The sequence below is a fragment of the Corallococcus carmarthensis genome, assembly GCF_003611695.1.
Classification (GTDB): domain Bacteria; phylum Myxococcota; class Myxococcia; order Myxococcales; family Myxococcaceae; genus Corallococcus; species Corallococcus carmarthensis.
In genome coordinates this window covers 1-23,795 of record NZ_RAWE01000160.1, presented here as the reverse complement: position 1 = coordinate 23,795, position 23,795 = coordinate 1, and the positions used below count along the sequence as shown (strand labels likewise).

Annotated in this window: 16 protein-coding genes and 1 pseudogene; 12 read left to right on the top strand and 5 right to left on the bottom strand. The window is 70.6% G+C overall.

Translation table 11 applies throughout. The features are described from left to right. From D7X32_RS45650 to D7X32_RS31365, 4 genes and pseudogenes are all read left to right on the top strand, one after another. Nucleotides 1-290, top strand: a pseudogene (locus D7X32_RS45650) (hypothetical protein); the annotation flags it as partial. Nucleotides 291-391: 101 nt separating this feature from the next. Further along, nucleotides 392-925, top strand: a complete 534-nt coding sequence (locus D7X32_RS31375; RefSeq protein ID WP_120606250.1) for an RNA polymerase sigma factor — start codon at nt 392-394, stop codon at nt 923-925. Beyond that, nucleotides 922-1,725, top strand: coding sequence for a tetratricopeptide repeat protein (locus tag D7X32_RS31370; protein WP_120606249.1), 804 nt, complete (start codon nt 922-924; stop codon nt 1,723-1,725). The genes D7X32_RS31375 and D7X32_RS31370 overlap by 4 nt, the downstream gene beginning before the upstream one ends. Then, on the top strand, nt 1,722-2,915 hold the full coding sequence (locus tag D7X32_RS31365; RefSeq protein WP_120606248.1) for a DUF7305 domain-containing protein: 1,194 nt from the start codon (nt 1,722-1,724) through the stop codon (nt 2,913-2,915). The genes D7X32_RS31370 and D7X32_RS31365 overlap by 4 nt, the downstream gene beginning before the upstream one ends. On the opposite strand, the gene purU is transcribed toward D7X32_RS31365, so the two are convergent. Further along, nucleotides 2,912-3,775, bottom strand: coding sequence for a formyltetrahydrofolate deformylase (purU, locus tag D7X32_RS31360; RefSeq protein WP_120606247.1), 864 nt, complete (start codon nt 3,773-3,775; stop codon nt 2,912-2,914). The two genes, D7X32_RS31365 and purU, sit on opposite strands and share 4 nt — an antisense overlap. 122 nt (nt 3,776-3,897) lie before the next feature. On the opposite strand from purU, the gene D7X32_RS31355 reads away from it, so the two are divergent. From D7X32_RS31355 to D7X32_RS31325, 7 genes are all read left to right on the top strand, one after another. Next, entirely contained in the window at nt 3,898-5,046 is a 1,149-nt protein-coding gene (locus tag D7X32_RS31355) for a lycopene cyclase family protein (protein WP_120606246.1), read from the top strand. Next, a complete protein-coding gene (locus D7X32_RS31350) occupies nt 5,043-5,954 on the top strand; it encodes a Brp/Blh family beta-carotene 15,15'-dioxygenase (RefSeq protein ID WP_120606245.1) in 912 nt (303 codons plus the stop codon). Before D7X32_RS31355 ends, D7X32_RS31350 begins: the two co-directional genes overlap by 4 nt. A 78-nt stretch (nt 5,955-6,032) precedes the next feature. After that, nucleotides 6,033-6,905, top strand: a complete 873-nt coding sequence (locus D7X32_RS31345) for a TIGR02587 family membrane protein (RefSeq protein ID WP_120606244.1) — start codon at nt 6,033-6,035, stop codon at nt 6,903-6,905. After that, nucleotides 6,902-7,288: a hypothetical protein gene (locus tag D7X32_RS31340; protein WP_120606243.1), complete on the top strand. Its 387-nt coding sequence runs from the start codon at nt 6,902-6,904 to the stop codon at nt 7,286-7,288. The genes D7X32_RS31345 and D7X32_RS31340 overlap by 4 nt, the downstream gene beginning before the upstream one ends. A gap of 24 nt (nt 7,289-7,312) precedes the next feature. Continuing rightward, on the top strand, nt 7,313-10,006 hold the full coding sequence (locus D7X32_RS31335) for a carboxypeptidase-like regulatory domain-containing protein (RefSeq protein WP_120606242.1): 2,694 nt from the start codon (nt 7,313-7,315) through the stop codon (nt 10,004-10,006). Between the two features lie 49 nt (nt 10,007-10,055). Then, entirely contained in the window at nt 10,056-13,313 is a 3,258-nt protein-coding gene (locus tag D7X32_RS45645; RefSeq protein ID WP_158625796.1) for a carboxypeptidase regulatory-like domain-containing protein, read from the top strand. A gap of 33 nt (nt 13,314-13,346) precedes the next feature. After that, nucleotides 13,347-16,331 (top strand): carboxypeptidase regulatory-like domain-containing protein, encoded by a 2,985-nt coding sequence (locus D7X32_RS31325; protein WP_120606241.1) that lies wholly within the window; start codon nt 13,347-13,349, stop codon nt 16,329-16,331. A gap of 12 nt (nt 16,332-16,343) precedes the next feature. On the opposite strand, the gene D7X32_RS31320 is transcribed toward D7X32_RS31325, so the two are convergent. From D7X32_RS31320 to D7X32_RS31305, 4 genes are all read right to left on the bottom strand, one after another. Beyond that, the gene (locus D7X32_RS31320) at nt 16,344-17,534 is read right to left on the bottom strand and encodes a lytic polysaccharide monooxygenase auxiliary activity family 9 protein (RefSeq protein ID WP_120606240.1); all 1,191 of its coding nucleotides are present in this window, start codon (nt 17,532-17,534) and stop codon (nt 16,344-16,346) included. Nucleotides 17,535-17,597: 63 nt separating this feature from the next. Beyond that, the gene (locus D7X32_RS31315; protein WP_120606239.1) at nt 17,598-19,025 is read right to left on the bottom strand and encodes a DUF1552 domain-containing protein; all 1,428 of its coding nucleotides are present in this window, start codon (nt 19,023-19,025) and stop codon (nt 17,598-17,600) included. After that, nucleotides 19,022-20,716, bottom strand: a complete 1,695-nt coding sequence (locus tag D7X32_RS31310) for a DUF1592 domain-containing protein (protein ID WP_208752595.1) — start codon at nt 20,714-20,716, stop codon at nt 19,022-19,024. Before D7X32_RS31310 ends, D7X32_RS31315 begins: the two co-directional genes overlap by 4 nt. Before the next feature lie 134 nt (nt 20,717-20,850). Continuing rightward, the gene (locus D7X32_RS31305; RefSeq protein WP_171448068.1) at nt 20,851-23,175 is read right to left on the bottom strand and encodes an ATP-dependent helicase; all 2,325 of its coding nucleotides are present in this window, start codon (nt 23,173-23,175) and stop codon (nt 20,851-20,853) included. Between the two features lie 141 nt (nt 23,176-23,316). Between D7X32_RS31305 and D7X32_RS31300 the strand changes: the two genes are divergently transcribed. Beyond that, on the top strand, nt 23,317-23,787 hold the full coding sequence (locus D7X32_RS31300; RefSeq protein WP_120606237.1) for a PaaI family thioesterase: 471 nt from the start codon (nt 23,317-23,319) through the stop codon (nt 23,785-23,787). The last annotated feature ends 8 nt before the right edge of the window (nt 23,788-23,795 follow it).

Genomic DNA, 23,795 nt, shown 5'->3' with positions numbered 1-23,795 from the left:
GCACGGTGGGCCTGGGGGCGGGCGTCGCGGGCTTCTGGCGGCGCACGGAGGCTCGGGCCGCGGAGGTGGAGCCGGCGGCTTCGCGGAGGGTGGCGGCCTTCGTCGTGGGGCCCGCGGTGCGCGTGGCGTGGCGGTTGCGGCCAGCGCTCGCGCTGGAGGCGGCGCTGTCGGGTGAAGTGCTCCTGGGGCGGCCGCGGCTGGGCTACGCGGTGGATGGCGGCTTCGTGCTCCGGGAGGACGGCGCGTCCGTGCGTCCCCGACTGGGAGTGGGGATGGTGATTTTTCCGTGAGCACCGATGACCCGATTTCGCGGCGCCCCTCCTCCTTGCCGGACATGAGGAGCTCGGGCTCACATGCGACCGTCGCGCCCCGTGGCGAGGACGCCCGGCTGATGGCGGCCATGCGCGGACAGCGCGACGCGACCGAGTCCCTGCTCCTGGAGCTGCTGCCCCGGGTGCGCAACCTGGTGCGCTACCTGGTGCGGGGGGACTCGGACGTGGAGGACATCGCCCAGGAGTCGCTCATCGCGCTGGTGCGGGGCCTGCCCACCTATCGCGGCGACGGGCGTTTCCACGGCTGGGTGGACCGGGTGGTGGTGCGCACCACGTTCGCGTGGCTCAAGCGCTCACGCGGCCGCGAGGCCCGCTACAGTGAGGACCCGGTGGAGTTGTTGGCGGTGCCGTCCGACGAAGCGCCGGCGGACGAATACCTGCATCGCCGTCACCTGGTGTCGTTATTGGACAGGTTGTCGACGGAACAGCGGCACGCGCTGGTGCTGCACCACGTCCTGGAATTGAGCGTGCAGGAGATTTCGACAGAGCTGGGCGTCCCCTTCGAGACCGTGCGCAGCCGGCTGCGCCTGGGACGCACCGCCCTGCGCGCGATGGCCGCGGACGCTGAGACGCCAGAGGGGGAGTCGTCATGAGCCCCCGCTCCCCCGACGACGGTGACGCGGAGCCGCTGGACGACCTGCTGCGGCCCCTGGATGACGGCAGTGGACCCGCGCGGCGGCTGTCCCGGCAGCGTTCGAGCGCGCTCGTCCAGGCGGCGCTGGACGCGGCGCTCCAGCAAGCGCCGGAGCCCCCGCGAAGACGCAAGCGGCCGCCCGTGTGGTTGATGGCGGGCGCGGCGCTCGTCTTCACGGGGGCCGCGGCAGCCGCCGTGTGGCGCTACTCGCGCCCCGCGCAGCCGCCCCCGGTGGTGCTGAAGCCGGCCGTGCCAGAGCCGGCGCAACTGGCCACGCTGGAGCCGGTGCCCATGCCCCCCAAGTCGGCTCCGCCCGAGCCCTTCGCCATCGAGCATCCGCGGCCCCTGCGGCCGAGCATCGCGGTGAAGGAGTCGTCGAAGCCGGAGGACCTGCTGCGGCAGGCCAACGCGTTTCGTTCGGCGGGGAAGTGGAAGGAAGCGGAAGGGCTGTACCTGCGCGTCATCCGCGCGGAGCCGTCGTCGCTGGCCGCGTACGTCGCGCGCGTGGCGTCAGGGGCGCTGCGGCTGGAGCACCTGGGTGATGCACGAGGCGCCCTGCGCCAGTTCCAGGACGCGGTGCGACTGCAACCCGGTGGCATGTTGGATCCGGAAGCGCGCCACGGCGTGGCGGAAGCCCACCGTGCCCTGGGCGACGCGGCGGCGGAGGCCCGGGCGCTGGGTGAGTTCCTGACGCTGCACCCGGACTCGCCGCTGAGCGCGGCGTCACGCGCGCGGCTTCGGGAGCTGTCGCCTCCATGAGGCGCGGCATCGTGCGCTTCGTGCCGTGGGCCGCGATGCTGGGCGCCGCGTGCACGGTGAGCGACCCGGTGGCCACGCTGCACTCGCCCGACGCGGGGGGCGGCGTTCCGGATGAATGGGCGGCGCACTGCGCGGACAGTGGGCCTCCGCTCCTGTTGGGGAATCCGGCCGCGGGGCCCCTGGTGTGTAGCGGCCGGCTGGCGGAGACCCTGTTCCGCCGCGCGGCGTGTTCCTGCGAGGGATTGTCCCTCAGCGCGCCATTCACCGTGGATGCGTTCCGGAGCTCGGTGGGCCCCTACGCGCCCGGTGGCCCGGGCGGCGACGTGGGAGTGAACGGCGGCCTGTCCGCGAACGACCGGGTCACGGTGGGCGGCTCACTCCAGGTGGGCGGCGTCCAGCTCAGCAGCCCCCTGGGTGTTGGCGGCAGCCTGGACAGCAACGGTCCCCTCTCCGGTCCGGGCACGTCCGCCACCGTGGCCGGTGACGCGCGGGTGAACGGGGACGTGGCGCTCGCCGCGCTCACCGTGGGCGGCGTGCTCACCGTTCCCCCAGAGTTCTCCCCCGGCTCCGCCCAGGCCGCCGAGCTGCGCCGGGAGCCCGTGCCCGCCGTCATTCCCTGCGACTGCGCCGAGGGCTCCCGCTTCGACCCGGCCGCGCTCATCGCCCACCACACCGTGGACAACGACAACGCGGTCATCGGCCTGGACCCGGCGACGCTGACGGACGTCACCGGCGAGCGCGTGCTGGAGCTGCCCTGTGGCCGCTTCCTGCTCACGCGCATCGCAGGCCCTGGACACGCCACGCTGCGCATCCGGGGCCGCACCGCGCTGTTCGTCCCTGGCGGCGTGGATCTGGTGGAGGCGCTCACCGTGGACGTGCAGCCTCCGGGCGAACTGGACCTCTTCCTCGCGGGGGGCTTCATCGTGTCCGGCCAGCTCACGCTCGGCTCCGCCGCCCTGCCCTCGCGGGTTCGCGTCTATGTCGCGGGCACGCAGGCGCTGGACATCTCGGCGGGCAGCACGCTCGCGGGCAACCTCTATGCGCCCCAGGCCCAGCTCAACCTGAGCGGCAACGCGGAGGTCTTCGGCTCGCTGTTCGTGCGCCACCTGGAGGCGTCCGGCGCGGTGCAGGTGCACCACGACGCGGACGTGCTCGACGTGGGCGCCGCGTGCCCCGCCTTGTCGCCCTAGCGGAACACGACGGTCTTGTGGCCGTTGAGCAGGATGCGGTGCTGCACGAACCACGTCACCGCGCGGCCCAGCACCACACTCTCCACGTCGCGCCCCATCGCCGTCAGGGCCTCGGGCGACAGCGTGTGGTCCACGCGCTCCACGTCCTGTTCGATGATGGGTCCCTCGTCCAGGTCGCCCGTGACGAAGTGGGCCGTCGCGCCAATCAACTTCACGCCCCGGTCGTAGGCCTGCTGGTACGGCCGCGCCCCCTTGAAGCTGGGCAGGAACGAGTGGTGGATGTTGATGAGCCGCCCGCGCAGCGCTTCGCACGTCTCCGCGGAGAGGATCTGCATGTAGCGGGCGAGCACCACCAGGTCCACGCGCTGCTCGCGCACCAGCTCCAGCAGACGTGCCTCCTGCCTCGCCTTGTTGTCCGCCGTCACCGGCAGGTGGTGGAACGGGATGTCGTGGGAGGCGGCCAGTTGGTAGAAGTCCCGGTGGTTCGAAACGATGGCCGGGATCTCCACCGGCAGGATGCCGCTGCGGTAGCGATACAGCAGGTCGTTCAGGCAGTGGCCAATCTTCGAGACCATCAGCAGCACCCGGGGCTTCTCCGCCGCGTCGTGCAGGTGCCACTCCATGGAGAAGCGCTGCGCGAGCACCCCGAAGGCCTCGCGCAGGGCGGCGTGCTCGGCCTTCCCCTCTTCATCCGCGAAGTGCACGCGCATGAAGAACAGCCGCGTCTGCGGGTCGCCGTACTGGGCGCTGTCGAGGATGTTGCAGCCGTGCTCGGCAAGCCAGCCGGAGACCGCGTGGACGATGCCGCGCTGATCCGGACACGACAGCGTGAGGATGTATTGGGCGGGACGCTCGGTCATGGGCGGCGGCGACTATAGCCCCGCCGGGCGACGGCTCGTCCCCGGGCGCGGCGGGGATTGTCCGGTGTCCGTCGGGCGCCCATCTCCCTTCCAGGTCCTCGCTGCACTGACGGGATTCCGGAATGCCCACCCACGCCTCCACCCGCTGTCATGACGTCGCCATCGTGGGAGGGGGCTGCGCGGGCTTTCAGCTCCTGCACGCACTGTCCCGCGAGCCACGTGGCGAGGCGTTGGACATCCTCATGCTCGACGAAGCGGAGATGCTGTCGCGCTCCTGGTGCTTCTGGAGCCGAGAGCCGCATCCGCTGGACTTCCTCATCGCGAAGTCCTGGGACGCGCTCGCCTTCCACGCGCCCGGGCTCGACCTGCGCCTGGCCCTGGCGCCCTACCGCTACCACTACATCCCGGGCCACCGCTTCTTCGCCTTCTTCGAGGACGAGTTCCTGCCCGCGCACCGCAACGTCACCCGGGTCCGCACGACCGTGGACACCCTCACCCGCGAGCCGGATGGCTTCACGCTCACGGGTCCCGGCGGACCGTGGCGTGCCCGGCAGGTCTTCAGCAGCCGCGTTCCTCCCGCGTCCGGCCCGGAACGGACGCACCTGTGGCAGCACTTCCGGGGCTGGTTCGTCCACATGAAGCGTCCCGTCTTCGACGACCGCGCCGTGACGCTGATGGACTTCGCCCTGCCGGGGTCGGACCTGCGCTTCGCGTACGTGCTGCCGTTCACGCCCACGCAGGCGCTGGTGGAGGTCACCGCGTTCTCCAAGGACGTCTACGCCACCGCGCACTACGACGCCCTGCTGGAGCACTACCTGCGGCGGCGCTTTCCATCGGTGCCCTTCACCGTCACGGGCCTGGAGGTGGGACGCATCCCCATGACGGACCGCCGCTTCACTCGCGCGGGACCCGCGGGCGAGACGCTCATCGGCACGGCGGCGGGCATGGTGAAGGCCTCCACGGGCTATGCCTTCGAGCGCATCCACCGGGACAGCGAGCAGCTCGCGCGGCACGCGGTAACAGGAACGACACCGGCGTGGCCCTCAACCACGGGGCGGTTCCGGTTCTATGATCAGCTCCTGCTCGGCCTCTTCGCCCGGGAGCCCGCGACGGGCATCCGGGTGCTCGCGGCGATGTTCGACAAGGTGCCCCTGCCCCGGATCCTCCGCTTCCTGGACGAGGACACCTCGCTCCGGGAGGAACTGGCGCTCATCCTTCGCCTGCCCTTCGCACCGTTCCTGGGACAGCTCGCGCGAGGCGTGGGCACATGAGGGCTCGCGGCGACACGGTGGCGCTCGGGCTGGTGGTGGCCATGGGCGCGGGGCTCGTCCTGTGGCGGAGGCTCGCGGGGGAGCTGCCTCCCGCCGTGCAGTGGAGCGTCTTCGCGGTGCTGATGCTCGGGGTGGGCATTCCCCATGGCGCCGTGGATCACCTCATCGTCCAGGAGACCGCACGCCGTGAGGGCCTGACGCATTCGCTCGGGCGCTTCCTGGTGGGCTACGTGCTGACGATGGCGCTGTATGCGCTCGCGTGGCGCGTCGCTCCCGCGTGGAGCCTGGGCTTCTTCCTTCTCGTGTCCGCGTGGCACTTCGGGGATGCGGACCTGGAGGGCACGCCGCTCACCGTCCGATGGATTCTCGCTCGGCTGCTCGTGGGCGGCTTCGTGCTGGCGCTCCTGCTGCTCACGCACTCGGCCGAGGTGACGCCGCTGCTGGAGCGGCTCACCCACCACCACGCGCCTACGATGGCGCTGTGGCACGACGCCGTCTCGGTGGCCGGTCCGTTGCTCCTGGTGCTCGGGTGGTTGACGTTGATGGTCGGATGGCATGGCCCTTCGCTCGCCCGCCGTGACCGGTGGCTGCCGGGATGGGCGGCGGTGCTGGCATCAGGTTGCTTCCTGCCGCTGCTCCTGGCGTTCGCGCTCTACTTCGGCGGCTGGCATGCGTGGCGTTCGCTCCGGTCCATCCACCGTTACCTCGACGGGCGGGACCTGTTGCACACGTGGCTCAAGGCGCTGCCGTTCACCGCGCTGGCACTGGGCGGGCTGGGACTGCTCGCCCTGATGTGGCGCGTCACGGGACGGACGGCGGATCCACTGCCCGTGCTGTTCATCTTCCTGGCGGTCCTCACGCTGCCGCACCTGCGCGTCATGCACGGGCTCAACCGTCGGCTGGAATGAGGAAGAGCGTCCGCTTGAGCGGCATTCCGTGCGAGGGAGACTTCCCTCCCCAGGAAGCGAACCTAGACTCTGGCCGTCATGGCCGACGCCCTCCCAGCCGACGCGCCCCGCCGCCGCCGACCGGTGCCGGAGTCCCTGCGCGAGTACGGCCGGGGCATCGCGGGAGGTCTCCTCTTCAGCCTGCCGCTGCTCTACACGATGGAGGTGTGGTGGGCGGGCTTCACGTCCCATCCGGGCAGCGTGCTGGGCTACCTGGTGGCCACCTACGTGCTGCTGCTCGGGTACAACCGCTACGGCGGCTTCCGCCGGGACGTGTGCTGGTTCGACGTCTTCACGGACTCGCTGGAGGAGCTGGGGCTGGGGCTGCTCGTGTCCCTGGCCGTGCTCGTGCTCATTGGCCGCATTGGCCGGGGCACGTCGCTGCAGGAAGCAGTGGGCATGGTGGTGGTGGAGGCCGCCACGGTGGCCATCGGCGTGTCGGTGGGCACCGCGCAGCTGGGCGGCCAGCACCGCGCGGAGAACGAAAAGGAGGACAAGAAGCGGCTGGAGTCCGCGGATCACGTCCCCGGACAGCTGGTCATCGCGTTCTGCGGCGCGGTGCTGTTCGCGGCCAACGTGGCGCCCACGGAGGAGATCGTGATGATCGCCGTGGAGACGCAACCCTGGTGCCTGCTGGGGCTCGCCGTGCTGTCGCTGCTGCTGGGCGGGCTCATCCTCTTCCAGAGTGACTTCACCCGCGCGCACCGCTTCACGCGCCGCCGTCTGCGCCGGGACGTGCTGGCGGGCACGGTCGTCACGTACGCCATCGCGCTCATCTCGAGCGCACTGGTGCTGTGGTTCTTCGGCCGGTTCAGCGGCAACGGCCTGAGCGTCTGCGCGGCGCAGGTGGTCGTGCTGGGACTGGCGTCGACGCTGGGCGCGTCGGCGGGGAGATTGCTCATCCAATCATGAGGACGAACTGGAACTGGTTGGAGGGTGTCGTCTTCGTGTCGAGCTGCGTGCTCGTGGCGCTGGTGCTGGGCTACCTGGCGGTGGATGCGTGGACGACGGGCAGCGGCCCGCCGGACCTGACCGTGCAGGTGGGCACACCGGTGGCCGCCGCGAACGCCCGCGAGTGGCGGGTGCCCGTCACGGTGACGAACCACGGCGACACGGCCGCGGAAGAGGTCCACGTGCGCGTGGCGCCGCGTGGCGGCCACGCGCCGAAGGAAGAGGCGGAGTTCGTGCTGGCGTACGTGCCGCGCCACTCCCAGCGCGAGGCCTGGGTCGCGTTCCGTGAGGAGCCGTCTCCCGAGGGCGTGGAGGCGCACGCGGTGGGCTTCGCCACGCCCTGACGCACGCTGCTATCCTGGCGGTGCATGCGCGCGAGGAAGCTGGGGTGGTGGGCGGCATTGCTCGTCCTGGCACTGGGCGTGGCCGGGGTGTTCTTCCGGGAGTCGCGAGGCCGTGACTCCTCCGCCAACACGCGACCGCGGAATGCGGATGCGGTGAGCGCTGGAGCGCGCTTCGCACGGCCGTTGACCACGCATGCGGAAGGCTCGCTGACCATCGTGGGCGTCGTGCTCGATGCGCAGGGGCCTGTCGCGGGCGTGCGGGTGTCCGCGTCCCGCGTGGATGCGGACACCTTGTCGCAGCGCGCCTGCGCATCGGACCTCCAGTCCCGTCGGTCTTCCTGCGCCGGGAAGACGTGGCTGACGAAATGCTGCTTTCGCGAACGGGGCTCGGAGCTCGCGCGGCTCGTGGCAGCCCGCGAGGGCGAAGCACCCGTGTTCGCGCAGACGGTGACGGCGGACGATGGCACCTTCGTTCTGGATGGCCTGCCCGGCGGAGCCTTCACCCTCTGGGCCCAGGGGGACAGGGGCACGGCGATGCGGCCGGAGGTGCCAGCGGGAAGCACGGGCGTTTCGCTGATGCAGGAGGCGAGCATCTTCCTCTCTGGCACGGTGGTGGATGAAGACACGTGGGTTCCCATTCCCGGTGCCCGGGTGACAGGGGTCCTCGAGGCGCAGTCCCGCTTCTTCGACGCGCTCACGGATGCGCAGGGGCGATTCCGCATCGGGCCCCTGCCACCGGGCCGATACCTGAGGGTCGTGAGTGCGCAGGGGTGGCGGACGACCGCCTTCCGAGACTCCGTCTGGCTCGACACCGACGAGGACGTGACCCTGGAGGTGCAGAAGCAGGTCCAGCTCGAGGGCCTGGTACTCACAACGGAGGGACAGCCCGCGAGCGGTGTCACCGTCCACGTCTTCTCCACAGGCGTCACGGACGATACCCAGTCCACGCAGAGCGATGCGCAGGGCCATTTCATTTTCGAGGACGTCGCTGGGAGTCCGGCCACCCTCTGGGCCTGGAACCGGGATGAGACCGCCTTCGGAGATGTCCGGGTGACACCCCCGGCGAAGGTCGTGTTCCGGCTGGAGCCCGTGACGTTCATGGAGGGCACGGTGAGCGATGAGCGGGGCAGGCCCCTGGAGGGTGTGCTCCTGCAGGCGGGAGACTCCCCGCTGGGAGACAAGCCCTCTCCAGAAGCCCTCTCCGATACATCAGGCCATTACAAGCTGGGACCGCTGCCCCAGGCCGCCATGAATCTCCGGTTGCTGCGGGCTCGATACAGAAACAGGAACGAGGAGGTCGACCTTCGCGCACCGCATCCGGGACCGTGGAACTTCACGCTCCAGCGAACGGGCTCGGTCGAAGGCTGGGTCGTCGACACAGAAGGCACCCCTCTTTCAGGGATCCGGTTGAGCCTCTTCAAGGGCCCCGGGGGCGCCATGCAAAGTGACTTCATCGGAGAAACGGAGGCCCGGTCGGACGACACCGGCCACTTCATCCTGGACATCGCGGCAGAGGGATCGGGCTACCTCTTCGCCAGGTCCGAGGACTTCTCCTCCGTGGAGCAACCCGTGGAGTTCCCGTCGTCGGGAGTTCGCGTGGTCCTCAGCCGAGGAGCTTCCGTGGCCGGAAGGGTCGTGGATGCGAAGGGAGCGCCCTTGCCCCACGTGGATGTCCAGCTCTGGGACACCTCGCCACGGGTTGAAGCCCCCCGCTCCCTCCCGGTGGACAGCGAAGGCGCCTTCTCCGCGACGGGGCTGACGGCAGGACACTACATCCTGGAGGCCAGGCTCCAAACCCCTGGCATCGAACACTCCGTGTCGCGGCCCATCAAACTGGAAGCGCACTCGCAAGCCACCGTGTCGCTTCGCTTCGAGGAAGGTCGCACGGTGAAGGGGCTGACGGTCGACACCGACGGACAGCCATTGGCCGGTGTGCGGGTCCAGGCCTGCTTCTCCCTGGAGGAGGCTCCCGCGTGGCGGATCGGTTCCCCGAGCTGTGACGCCGATCGAGAGCGAGGTGTCCTCTCCGGGCAGGATGGCCACTTCGTCCTCAATCACCTGATGGACCCGGCCTATCAACTCGTCGCATGGAAGGAGGGCCATGCCTTCGTTCCCGCTCGCTCGGGGGGGGGAACCTCCAAGCCGACCGCACTGGTGGTCATGGCGGGAGCGGAAGACGTCCGCCTGGTCCTGCAGGAGCGCCCCTGGTTGCGAGCACAGGTCGTGAGCGAAGACGGAATGCCCCTTCCCAGCGAGGTCTGGGGATGGAACCACCGGGTGCCCGCGCCTGCCGGCGCCGTCGAGTTCCCCTTGCTGAAGGATGGCCCTGGACAGGTCACCGTGATGGCGAAGGGTTTCTTCGACCTCGAGCGGGACTTCGTCGTGAGTCCCGGCCAGGACATCGACCTGGGAACCCTGGTGATGCGTCGAAGCCGCAAGACGCGCTTCGTCATCCTGGACGAAGCGACACATGCCCCCCTGGTGGGCGCCCCCGTTGTCATTGGCCCGAGCGACAGCGATGACCGCTCGTACACGGGGCTGCGCCCCGATCCGTTCTTCGGGAACCTCGACACGGAGGGTGGCGCCAATGTGGAGGGACTGCCCTTCACGCCCATCATCATGTCCGTCACCCTGAGGCCGGGCGGGCCTTCCACGGACGTGGTCCTGGATGCGCGGCAGGAAACCGTCACGCTGCTGCTGCCCACCCCGAACCGCTGAGTCAGGCGAACGGCTATCCTGCGCCTTCGCACTTCGGGAGACGCAGCGCATGCGCAGGGGGAAATGGGCAGCCGGGTTCGCGTTCACGGTCGTCGCTGGCCTGCTGTTCGTGGCCTTCTTCGTCCTGCGCGGACATGCGGGCGCTTCGGGTACCGCGGCCCGGGGCTCCTCCACCGGCTCCGGGTTCTTCACCGGCTTCCGCACGGGACAGGCTTCCGCCACCTCCACTGGCAGCCCGCGCATCACCGGTGTCGTGCGCGATGCGCGGGGTCCTGTCGCGGGTGTGCACGTCTCCGCGTCCCGCGCGGAGCCGGAGGTCACGCTGTCGGAGCGCTCCTGCCCTCCTTCCGACAGCGCGCCTTTGGATGCAGGTGCACCTCCGCCCCGGCTGATGCAGTGCTGGAACGAAGCCTTCGACGAACTGGTGGATCAGGTGGACCGGCGCGAGGGAGAAGCCCCCACCATCGCGGAGACCACCAGCGGAGAGGATGGCTCCTTCGTCCTGGACGGACTTCCCGAGGGCGCGGTCACGCTCCAGGCCTCCAGCGGCCAGAACGTGGCGATGCGTCCTGACGTGGCGACGAATCAGCAGGACGTGGTCCTCGCGCTCGACGAGGGGCTCTTCTTCGAGGGCGTCGTCCTGAACGGTTCGAAGGAACGCACGCCCATCGTGGACGCCCGCATCACCGTCTTCTCCCACGAACACACGCGCTTCTTTCCCGCGACCAGCGGCGCGGACGGACGCTTCCGCATCGGGCCGGTGCCATCGGCCGACTATGGCCTCCTCATCACGGCCCCGGGATTCAGCCCGCTCCTGCTCCGGCGCGAGGATCCGCTGGAGGAGGGCACCTTCATCCTGGACCCCCCCGTGAAATACGCGGGCACGGTGGTGACGCAGCAGGGAGCCCCCGCCCCCGGCGTCTCCGTCCGGCTCTACACCCCCAGCGCCGAGCCCGAATGGAGCACCACCCTCACGGATGCGCAGGGGCGCTTCTCCCTCGGTTCGTATGAAGGCGCGCCCGCCCAGCTCTTCGCGGAGACGGCGTCGCATGACGGTCTGGCCCATCTCAGGACGGAGCCCCGCGAGGACATCCTCCTCACGCTCGGGCCCGGCATGTTCCTCCAGGGCACCGTCAGCGATGAGCGCGGAAGCCCGATTCCCGGCGCCCGGGTCCTGGCGGATCTCGACGATGCGAACGCGCCGTCCCCGCGCGGGCAGACCGTCACGGATGCACGGGGCCATTACCGGCTGGGCCCGCTCTTCCGACTGCCGCATTTCGTGGCGGCTCGCGCCGTGCGCCACGTCGACGTGGAGCCCGAGCACCAGGAACTCGGCGAAACGGAGGAGACGCTCGACTTCACCCTGCCCCATGCCATCTGCGTGGAGGGCGTCGTCGTCGATGAAGCGGGCCAGCCGCTCGCGGGCCGCGAGGTCCAGCTCCATCCGGGTCTTGTGTCGGGTCCCTACGAGGATGTCGTCACGGATCACACCGTGACGGACGAAGCCGGGCGCTTCGTCCTGGACGCGGCGGAAGCAGGCGCCGCGTGGCTGGGCGTCGACGACGCGACCTTCGTCCCTCAGCGCTTCGCCGTGGAGCTTCCGTCGCGCGACGCGCAGCTGGTGCTGCGCCGGGGTGTCAGCGTGTCCATCTCCGTTCTGAGCGCGGTGGACACGCCGGTGCGCGGCGCCCGGGTGACGCTCTGGAAGCGCGACGCTCGCGGTGAGTCCGACCACGCAGGGGTCACGGACGCGCGGGGCCAGGCCACGCTCCAGGGTGTGCCTCCCGGCAGGTACGTGGCGGAGGCGAGGGTTGCAGGACGGGCCGTGGACGTGCACGCCTCCCAACCCCTGGAGGTCCAGGCGGGCGAAGCGCCGTCCGTCACGCTGCGACTGGAGGAAGGCCGGGTCCTGCGAGGCATCGTCGTGAGTCCCCAGGGCCTGCCACTGCCCGGTGTCGCTGTCCGCGCGGAGGTCCTGGACGCGGACCGGCCCCGCTACCTCGGCGAGCCATCCAGGACGGGAGTGTTCCCGGAGGGCGTCCGCACGGATGCCGAAGGCCGCTTCACCCTCCGCGCGTTGAGCGCGGCCCGCCATGTGCTCACCGCGAAGCTGCCAGAGCACGTCATCGACGCAGCTTCTTCGCGGGGCATCCGTCCCGGAGAGGACAACACCGCCGTGGTGGGCAGCGACACGGCGGAGGTCCGGCTGGTGCTGCGGCGCACCCCGCACGTGCGGGGTCAGGTGGTGGCGGAGGGTGGCGCGAAGATGGAGTTCTTCGAGGTGAACGGCCGCCGGTACACGAACCCGGATGGCCACTTCGACCAGCCCCTTGACGAGGCCACCGGACCCCAGCGGTTCGTGGTGCGCTCCATGGGCTTCGCGGCGGTGGAGCGCACCGTCACGCCGGACGGGGAGAACGACCTGGACCTGGGCACGCTCACGCTGACGCAGGGAAGGACGGTGCGGGTGCTGCTGCGCGATGCCTCGACGGGCGAGCCGTTCACCGGACGCGTGCGCGCGGACTCGGGGCAGTGGGCGACCGTGGCCATCGGCTATCGGATCCACGGAGAGGGCGTCGTCGACGGTCCTCCCTACCTCCCAGCGACCGGGGCGGTGCCACGGAAGGACGGCGTGATGCTGCTGGAGCACCTGCCCACCCCGGCGTTCACGCTCGAGGTGGACACCCAGCTCCACCTGCCGGTGCGCGCGACGGTGGGCGCGGAGGAGGACAGCATCACCCTCGCGCTCGACTCCGGCGCCCGTGTGAAGGGCCACATCCGCGACGCGCAGGGCAAACCCGTGGAGGCCCAGCTCACCTTCACGCGCGCCGACGGCATCACGACCCAGCGCTACGCCGGCCCGGGAGACTTCACGCTCAGGGCCATTCCCCCGGGGCTCTACACGGTGAACGCCTGGATGGAGAACGGGCCGCACGGCACCGTCTTCCCTGCCCGCAGCGTCCGGATTCCTCCCAGCGGCGACGTCACCCTCACCTTCGACGCCCTGGGCACCGGCGCCACCGTGACGTTGCGGCTGCCGGAGGACGTCGACACCGCGTTCCTGCTGCCCGGCCAGGCGCCCGCGCCCGACAGCGCCAGGGCCTTCGAACACCTGAGCCTCCAGCAACATCCCCAGGAGCAATGGACCGGCACGTCCATCACGTTCCGCCGCGTTCCCGCGGGCCACTACACCGTCATCGTGGCCAACCGCGACAAGGACCGGATCCACCGCGAAGAGCTGGACGTGCCCGCCGAAGGCACGCTGTCCCACGACGTGAAGCCGGTGTGGATGCCCCTGGTGCGCTGACGCACGGCACAGGGCCCCGCTATCCTGTCTCACATGGGGAATGCCAGACATGGGGGATGGAAGCCTTGGCTGGGAGGCGGCGCGCTGGCCGTCCTCGCGCTGCTCGCGTTCCTGCTGTGGAACACCCAGGCCCCTTCGTCCGGCAAGGACGCGGCTCCGTCCACCGGAGCCGCCTCCGCGAGGACCGTGGCGCGTGCCTCCCGGGTGACCACGCCACCGCGTCCCTCGGGCACCGCGCGCATCGCGGGCCACGTGCTGGGGACCCACGGCCCGGCCGCGGGCGTGCGCGTGTCCGCTTCCCGAGTGGAGCCCGGGGTCACGCTGTCGGAGCGGCCCTGCCCCTCCCCCACGGGCCAGGACGACGCGCGGGCTCCGGTCCTCAAGAGCGACGCGTGCACCTTCGACTCCGAGCGCATGCAGGGCGAGGCCGTGGAGGCCCGCGACGGTGAAGCCCTCGTGTTCGCGGAGGCGGCCACGGACGCGGAGGGCCGCTTCGTGCTGGAGGGACTGCCCGATGGCAACGTCACGCTCTGGGCCCTGGGCGACACGGGCGCGGTGTCGCAGGGCGGCGTGCCGGTGGGCTCGACCGACGTGGAGCTGACGCTGGAGCAGCAGGGCATCCCCTTCCAGGGGACCGTCATGGACACGGACCGGAAGACGCCCATCCCGGAGGCGCGGGTGACGCTCGTCTCGCGCTGGCACACGCGCTTCTTCGATGCGACCACTGACGCCGAAGGGCGCTTCATCGTGGGGCCCCTCCCCCAGGGGGACTACGCCGCCCTCGTCACCGCGGAGGGCCGGTCCTCGTGGTTCCATCCGAAGCTCGGCTCGCGCGAGGCCATGACGACCGTGGTGCTCGCGCGCTCGCGCTCCCTCGCGGGGCAGGTCGTAGCCGCGGATGGCGCGCCAGTGCCGGGCATCCAGGTCCTCCTCGAAGGCGACACCGCGACGGCGTCCACCCAGCGCACCACGACGGACGCCACGGGGCGTTTCCGGTTCACCGCGCCCGCCGTCCCCCACCAGCTCACCGCCGAGGCGGATGGCGCGTTCGCCACGCTGGAGGTGACACCTCCGTTGGAGCACTTGGAGCTGCGGCTCCAGCCTGGCGTGTTCGTCGAAGGCACGGTGCGCGACGACGCGGGCCAGCCCATTCCGAACGCGCGCGTGGAGACCTACCGGGAGGACGGCGGTCCGCTCGCCGCCGAGGCGGACACCGTGACGGACGCCGCGGGCCGCTACCAGTTGGGGCCCACGCGCCCGGGACCGCATACCTTCCGGGTCCTCGCGCCCCACTCCCTGGACGTGGAGGTCCACGCGCAGCGGCTCCAGCAGGGCATGACGCCCCTGGACTTCACCTTGAAGCGCGCGAAGAGCGTGGAGGGCCGCGTCGTCGACACCTCGGGCGCTCCGCTCGAGGGCATCCTCCTGGAGCTCTCCGGCAACCTGGGAGACAGGGATGACATCAACGCCAGCGGCGCCCAGCGCTCGGATGCCACCGGGCACTTCGTCCTGGACGTGAAGCGCGCGGGGACGGGACAGCTGTCCGTGGAGGAGCCGTCCTTCCAGAGTCACTCCATCGAGGTGCGGGTCCCTTCGCGGGACGTCGTGGTGGTGCTGGACCGGGGCGCCTCCGTGTCCGGCACCGTCACCGATGCGCGGGGGCTGCCGCTGCGGGGGGCGATCGTGACGTTGTGGAAGGACGCGGAGGAATCCGACGAGGCCCCTGCGCCAGACGAAGCGCCGCGCAACAACGTGACGGATGAACAGGGCCGCTTCCACCTGCAAGGGATTGCCCCGGGCGCATACCTCCTGGGCGCCGTCGTCCGGGGAGACCTGATGGATACCCCGGTGTCCCAGCCCATCGCGTTCCAGGGGCATGAGCACCTGGACGTGTCCCTGCGCCTGGAAGCAGGCCGCGAGCGCTCCGGCATCGCGGTGGATGGGGCGGGCCAGCCGCTCGCGGGCGTGGAGCTCTCCGCGGACCTCCCCGAGAGCGCTTCATCGGAGTGGCGCGACGTCTATGCCGACGGGCCTTCGGGCCTCCGCACGGGCCCGGACGGACGCTTCACCTTGCGCGGGCTCGTGGCTCCCCGCTACGCCCTGTGGGCCTACCTGCCGGGCTACACCTTCCGCCCCAAACGCTCCCAGGGGGGCGAAGCCCTCGCGGAGCAAGGCGGCCTCTGGGTGGACTCCAACGCGGAGCCACTCCGACTCGTGCTGGAGCGCGACGGACGCGTCCGCGGCCGTGTCGTGGAACCGGGAGGCCAGGCCGTCACCTCGTTCCAGGTGAAGAGCGCGGACCTCCACAACTTCGCGCAGCCCGCGGAGTGGCCGGACGGGGCCTTCGAGTTTCCCTTCGACGCCACGGGCCCGGCACTCCTGAGCGTGGTGGCCCCCGGCTTCATGCCGCTGGAGCGCGCCTTGAACCTGACGGAGGGCGTGGACCTGGACCTGGGCGTGCTGACGCTCGACCCGGGCTGGGCGCTTCGGCTTGCCATCCACGACGCGGAGACAGGTGAAGCCCTCTCCGACCTGGAATCCTTCCGGGCGACGATCACGCAGCCTGCGGATACCGACATCGCTCGCATGACGGCGCGTCCCCGGAACGTCTCCCTTCGCGACGGCGTCTACACACTGTCGCAACTGCCGCCCCCGCCCTTCACCCTGGAGCTCCGGAGCCGGAGCACGCGTCCCTTCCAACAGGAGGTGACGGCCCGCACGGACACGCTCACCGTGGCCCTGGACCGGGCCGCGACCGTGCGGATCATGGCCCAGGACCGGAACGGCAAACCCCTGCTCGCGCTCATCTATCTGAAGGACGTGGGGCCCATCCCGAGCATCCGCTACCAGGAGGTCACCACGAAGGGCACCCTCGTCGTCCGGGGCATCGAACCCGGCGAGTACGTGCTGGATGCCCGTGCGGCGGACCCGGACGAGGGCCCACGCTTCACGCCCCGGAGGATCCAGATTCCCCCCCGGGGCGAGGTGACCTTCACCGTGGAGGCGGGGCCCCCGTGAAGCCTGGCGGGCCTAGTTGGCGAGCTCCCACGCGTCCTGCCAGGCGATGCCCGTGCCCGGCGCGTAGTACGACGCCACACCCTTGCACCAGCCAGAGTACGGGAACGGCTTGCAGCGGTAGATGAACCCGTCCGTGCCCTTCACCAGCGTGCCGGCCGTGTAGTTGTCGATGCCCGCGGGGTACGTGTACTGCGCCGTCCCGCCGGTGCCGCCATCCGTGCCGCCGTCACTGCCGCCGCCGGTGGACGGCTTCTCGATGTCCACCTGGTACGAGTAGCCCGTCTCCTTCGCGTACACGCGGTTGCCCAGCGCGTCCTGCACCGGCGTCACGCTGCCCGTCGTCTGAAGCACGCCCACCTGCACGCGGCTGGAGCCCGCGTTCACCTGCTGCGCCAGCCGGTACATCCACGTGGCCGCGGGCGTGGCCGCGTCGAGCGTCAGCGGATACGACTCGGCGTCGCGGCCCGCGCTGTCGAAGAGGCGGAACGTCACCTTGCTGGACTTGGGCAGGTCCTCACGCGCCTGCACCTGGCCCAATTCCTTCCACACCACCGGCGGGGGCGGCGTGTTGCTGAACTTCACGTCCGTGCAGGCGTAGAAGGCCTCCGGGCTGTCCGCGCGCTGCCAGATGGCGTAGATGACGTGAGAGCCCGTCCGGCTCGCCGGGAAGGGGCAGTTGAGGCGGTAGCGGTTGTTCACCGCGGACACGTTGGTGACGTTGCAGAAGGGCGACGCCTCCAGGTCCGACCACTTCAGGGGCAGCGCCGGGTTGTAGCCCTCCTTCGTCACGAAGAGCTGGAAGTAGCCCGTGGCGTGCACCGCGGTGGCGTGGAAGACGAACTCGAAGCGGCCGCTGCTGTCCGGGGTGATGAGCGTGGACGGCCAGTCCGAGCGCGCCAGGTCCAACCCCTTGTGACTCTCATTGGCGGCGCTGCACAGCTTGCCGTCGGGGATGATTTCGCGGTGACGTCCATTGGCGGCGCCCTGCCGGACGCCGTTCCAGTCATACAGCGCCTGCGTCCCACCGGCCTGCACCGCGGCCTTGCACGCGGCGGACTTGGGACTCTCCGGCCCTTCCTTGAAACATCCGTAGACACGGCTCAGGGGGACTTCCATGGAGCCGTGCGCCGCCGCCGGACCGGCGGACAGCAGGGAGACAAAAGCGAGCGACGCGGTGAAGGCCTTGCGGATTGCTGGGAACATCCCTTCCTCCTCTGTTCGAAAACAAAGGAGGAAAGGCGGAGGCAAATCGGGTCAACGGCGCGCTTACGCCAGCAACTCCGTCAGCAGGCCCTTGGGCAGCGTGGGGTCGCCGAAGTCGTCCAGCGCGCCCCCGGCCGCGTTCTTCAGGCCCACCGCGGTGCCAATGGTGTTGAGCATCTTGTTGAGGTTGGGGTTGGCGTTGCCGCCGGCCGCCGTCACCGCCACGCCCTGCTTGAGGTAGCCGTTGCAGCTGCCCGCCAGGATGAAGGGGATGTGGCGCGCCGAGTGCGCCGGCCCGTTGCCCAGGTCGTTGAACCAGACGGACACGCCCTGGTCGACCAGCTTCTTGCCGTCCGGCAGGGTGTACGCCGCCAGCCGGTCCAGCAGGTAGTTGAAGGTCTGCGCGAACTGCGCGTCCACGCGCGAGTGCAGCACATCCGACCCCGCGATGATGCCGCCCGACGCGTCGTGCGACGTCCGGCGGTGGGAGATGTAGTGGAAGTTCTCCATCAGCTGCCCCGTCGTGGGGTCACGGTAGCGCGTAGCGCTGTCGTTGCCGTTGCCCACCTGGATGGCCACCGAGCGCGTGGTGCCGCACGCCACCGCCAGCACCGCGATGTCCATGTGCAGCCGCACCGTGGCCAGCACCTCGTCGCCGTCCGTGCTGTTGTAGCCGGGCGCCTGCTGCTGGAGCCGCAGCTCCTCGTCCGCGCGGGCGCGGCAGCTCAACGCCACCTCCAGGTCGCGCACGTTGGACAGGTGCAGGTCCAGGCGCTGCCGGTCCGTGCTGCTCAGCTCCGGCCGCGACTGGAGCGCCTTCAGCTGGCCCGACACCAGGTCGTTGAGGCTCTTCTGGCGCACCAGCAGCTGCTCGCGCGCCTCCGGCGTGAGGCCTCCGGGGCCGCCCACCATCGTTTGATAGGCCAGCCACGGATCATGCAGCGCGGCCCTGCGAGTCGCGCTGCCCCGGTGGGAGATGCACGGGCCGCCCAGCCATCCGCCGGCCTGCCCGGCGTAGAGGTAGAGCGAGTCGCGCTTCTGCGGGTTCAGCTCGCGGCCGATGCGGTGGTCCAGCGACTCACCGGACGCCTCGGAGTCGCCGCCCACGCCCTCCACGGCGGGGCCCCGCGCGGTGAGGCACTGGATGGCGCCCCGGGCGTGGCCGTCCCCGTAGTTGTAGTCCTTCATGTTGACGTTGCGCACCACCAGCAGGCGCGCGCGGTGGTCCGCCAGCTCCACCAGCGACTTGCCCGCGAGCGTCGTGGTGGAGAGGTTGCCCAGCGGCTCCGGCCAGAAGCGCTCCGGCTCGTTGCCCAGTTCAGAGGTGCTCTGCGCGGCGGCCACGCCATCCGCCTGGCGCAGGAAGATGGCGAAGGGCAGCGCGCCCGCCTCCGCCGCCTGGGCCTTGCGGGGCAACAGCCCCTCCAGCACCGGCAGTCCCAACATGGCCCCACCCAGGCCCTGCAACACGTGTCGACGGCTCAGTTTCACGGCAGCTCCTCCGGGTGGCGATTCACGAAGCCCACGCCCGTGACGACTTCGACGACCAGGTCCACGATGGGCAGCTGTCCCGCCTGCGACAGCTTGCCCAGCCGCGCCACCAGCGCGCCGTCCTCCTCCGCCACGGGGCGTCCGCTCAGGAACTCCACCCAGTGGCGCGCGTAGCACTCGTGCACCGCCTGCGCGTTCGCGAGCGCGTCCGCCATGTCCAGCGCGTCCTTCACAGACACCTTCTGTCCGCCGATGCCCGGCGTCGACGCGGCGTCCACCGGATGCCCGTTGTCCGTCGTGCGGTAGCCGCCCACGGCGTCGAAGTTCTCGAAGGGGAAGCCCAGCGGGTTGATGAGCGTCGCGTGGCAGGACGCGCACACCGTGCCGGGCGCCTCCGTGTGCGACGACACCACCTCGCGGTTGGTGCGGCCGTTGGGCGCGGGCAGCGCGGGGATGTTGGCCGGCGGCGCGCCAATCTTCTGGCACAGCAGGTGCTCCGACAGGAACACGCCGCGGTGGATGGGGTCCGGGTCCACCGACGTCGCATGCGACGCGAGGAAGCCCACCTGGGTGAGCACGCCCCGGCGCTGCGCCCCGTCCAGCGCCACCGGCACGAAGTCCGCGGTGAACGTCCCGGTGAGGCCGTAGATGCGCGCCAGCTCGTCGTTGACGAAGGTGTCGCGCGACGTGAGCAGGTCCGCGAAGCGCCCCTTGCGTCCGAAGACGACGTCCTGGACGAAGAGCGTGTTCTCCTTCGCCGCGGACTCCGACAGCTTCGCGGTGACGTTGGGGAAGCGAGTGGTGTTGGGCCGGATGCTCGCGTAGCGGGGCACGTCGAAGACGGCCTGGTGGTACGCGTCCACCACGTCGCGCGCCCGGGGGTCCGCCATCATCCGGCGCGCTTCCGCGGCCACGCCCTCGCGCTTCGCCAGCAGACCCTCGCGGGCGGCGGCGAACAGCGCGTCGTCCGGCATGGAGTTCCAGAGCGAGTAGCTCAGCCGCGACGCCACCTCGAACGCGTCCAGCGGCACCTTGCCGTCCGCCGCCTGCGTGCTGCGCTCCACGCGGTAGAGGAACAGGGGCGACTGGAGGAAGCCCTCCAGCACCATCCGCAGGCCGCCCTGGAACGCGGCCATCGTCGGGTACGCCTTCGGGCCCTGGCGGTACAGCACCAGGTACGCCTCCACCTCGTCCGCGGTCAGCGGGCGGCGCAGGGCGCGCAGGCCAAAGGACTCCACGAACGCCTTGGCGCGCGTCTCGTCCGTGGTGCTGCCGGCGGGAAGCAGCTTGCCCAGCTTCGTCGCGTCCGTGGCCACCTGCCCGGCCAGGTCCGCCGCCGCACGCTGGTAGGCGCCCCACAGCGCCTCGTCCACCGACAGCGCGCGAGCGTCGTTGTCGAAGAGGAAGCCGCTCTGGGAGGGGTCGGCACGGAACGACTGCGCCAGCGTCGTGGGCGCCGCGTCCAGCTTGAGCAGGTCCTTCACGCTGGCCACCCACTGCGCATGCGTCAGCCGCGCGACGCGCACCGAGCGCGCCGGCTGCTCCACACCCGCGGGGGGAGGATTGTTCGTGCCGCCAGGGCCAGGATTGCGCGGATTCGCCGCGTCAGAAATCTGGCCTTCGCAGGCACTCAGGAAACTCAAGGAGGCCGCGAGCAGCGCGGAACTCTTCCATCGTCGACGTCGCGCCATGGGGGGAAGCGCCTCCGTTCGTTGGAGGTCATCCCAATGGGGAAGCGTTAGGAAGTCAATCCGTACACCGGCCGACCAGGTTTCCGGTCACATGGATACTGGAAACGACTATCGACACCGGATCCGCCCGGCCCTCAACCCGGGATGAGGAAGCGCGCGATGACGCGCTTGAGGCCCACGGTCCCGCCGAACTCCACGGTGACCTTGGCGTTGGGGCCGGACCCTTCCGCGGCGACGATTCGGCCGGAGCCGAACTGTTCGTGCCGCACGCGCATGCCGCGCACGTCGCCGCTCACGCCGTCCATGTCGGATGACGCCTGCGAATAGCTGCGGTCCACGCGCGGGCCCGTCTCGTCGTCGTCCCAGTTCCGGCGGCGCTGCGGCATGGCGGCGGCGCGCGGCGGGGGCGGCAGGTCGTTCTCCTTGAAGCCGAAGAGCGCCTGCGGCACGTCCGCGAGGAAGCGGCTGGGCGGGTTGTACTTGAGCTCGCCGAAGAGGGAGCGGCACTGCGCCAGGCTCACGAAGAGCCGCTTGCGCGCGCGGGTGAAGCCCACGTAGCAGAGCCGGCGCTCCTCGGCCATCTCCTCGCCCCCGTCGGGATCCTCGCTCTTGAGTGCGCGCGAGTGCGGGAAGACGCCCTCCTCCAGGCCGGTGAGGAACACGGCGTCGAACTCCAGTCCCTTGGCCGCGTGCAGCGTCATCAGCGCCACGCGGCCCTCGCTCACCTCCGCGTCCGCTTCGCCCACCAGGCTGATCTGCTCCAGGAAGGCCTGCAGCGGCGGCACGTCCGCGGTGAGCGGCGCGGAGTCCACGCCCTCCGGCGCCTCCTCCTCACGCGCTTCCACCGCGGCCGCGATGGCCACCATGTCGGACGCGCGCTTGAGGTCGAACTCCTGCGCCGCGCCCAGCAGTTCCTTCAGGTTCTCCGCGCGGGTGAGCGCCTCGTCGCTGCCTTCGGCGACGAGCGTCTCCACGAGCTTCGACTCCTTCAGCATCTGGTCCACCGCGCCCGCCGCGTCCTTCGTCGTCAGCGAGAAGGCGTGCAGCGACTGGAGCAGCTGGTGGAAGCCGCCCAGCCGCTTCTGCGCGGTGGCGTTGAGGGAAGGGATGCGGTGGCGCTCGCCCAGGGCCTCGTAGAGGCTCAGGCCCTGCTCGTTCGCGAAGTCCGTCAGCCGCTCCTCGGTGGTGTCGCCAATGCCGCGCGCCGGCACGTTGAGCACGCGCAACAGGTCCGCGTCCGAGCGCGGGTTCACCATCAGCCGCAGGTACGCGGACGCGTCGCGCACCTCCGCGCGGTCGTAGAAGCTGCGTCCGCTCACCAGCTGGTACGGCACGCGCCCCAGGCGCAGCGCCTCTTCCAGTACGCGGCTCTGCGCGTTGGTCCGGTAGAACACCGCCATGCTGGAGAACTTGATGAAGCCCTCCCGCTGGACGGCCAGGATGCGCCGGGCCACCTCCTGCGCCTCCGCGCGCTCGTCGCGGTGCAGCAGCAGCTCCAGGTTCTCCCCCTTGGGCCGCTCGCTCCAGAGCTTCTTCTGCATGCGGCGCGGGTTCTTGGAGATGACCTCATGCGCGGCGGTGAGGATGTTCTGGTCGGAGCGGTAGTTCTGCTCCAGCTTCACCACCTTCGCGCCCGGGTACTGCATGGGGAACTGGAGGATGTTGTCCACGTCCGCGCCGCGCCAGCGGTAGATGGACTGGTCGTCGTCGCCCACCACCACCAGGTTCGCGGACGGCGGCGGCGCAAGCTGGCGCAAGAGCGCGTACTGCACGGGGTTGGTGTCCTGGAACTCGTCCACCAGCACGTGCGTGAAGCGCGTGCGGTAGCGGTCCAGCACGTCCGGCCGGTCGCGGAAGAGCTTCACGAGCAGGAGCAGCAGGTCCCCGAAGTCCACCGCGTTCGCCGCGCGCAGCAGCTTCTGGTAGCCCGCGTACACGCGCTTGACGATCTGCCCGCGGATGTCCTCCTGCTCCACGCGCATGTCCTCCGGCAGCCGCGCGGCGTTCTTCTCCTGGTCGATGCGGTGCAGGATTTCACGCGGCTGCATCACCGGCTCCACGCCCGTGTCGCGCATGGCGCGCTTCACCAGGCTGAGCTGGTCGCCGTCGTCGTAGATGACGAAGGACCGGGTGAGCCCCACGGCCTCCGCCTCGCGGCGCAGGATCATGGCCGCGGCCGAGTGGAACGTGCTCACCACCAGGTCGTTGGCCTGCCCGCCCAGGAGCTGGGTGAGGCGCTCGCGCATCTCGCGCGCGGCCTTGTTGGTGAAGGTGACGGCCAGGATGCGCCAGGGGAAGACGCGGCGCACCTTCACCAGATGGGCCACCCGGCGGGTGATGACGCGCGTCTTGCCGCTGCCGGCGCCCGACAGCACGAGCAGGGGGCCGTCGCCGTGAAGCACGGCTTCCGCCTGGGGCGGGTTGAGGTCTTCGAGGAGGGCGGTTTCGTGGGCGTTCACGGGGGTTTCCACCGGGGAAAGAACCCCGTCTTCTAACGTCTTTCGCACGCCGGTGCCGGGTCTTCCGCCATCCCTGGCGCCCGCAGGGCCGTCCGCTCCCGGGACGGGCAGGAGCGTGGGATATAAAGAGGCCCACCCGCCATGTCCGACACCCCGTCCCCCCCGTCCCAGGCCCAGCTCGATCGCTTCGCGGAGCTGTTCAACCAGAGCCTCACCCTGCGCCACTTCGGCGCCCGGATGTCCTTCCCCGAAGGGCGCATGGTGGTGGTGGAGCTTCCGGAGGTGCAGCCGCAGCACCGGGGCGGCCTGGGGGCCTCCGCCGTCAACGGCGGCGTGCTCTCCGCCCTCTTCGACTTCGCCATCGGCTGCACCCCGGCGCTCCGGGACCCCACCCGCCGCTGCGCCACCGTCCAGCTGTCCATGAGCTTCGAGCGCCCCGCCACCGGCAACCACCTCCGGGTGGAGGCCGTCATCGACAACGGCGGCCCGTCCACCGTCTTCGCCTCCGCGAAGCTGATGGACGCGGCAGGGCGCGTCTGCGCCCGCTGTCAGGGCGTCGTGCGCGTCTCCTCCCAGCCGTGGGCCTCCGGCGAAAGCCCCGCCACCAACTGACATTCCCC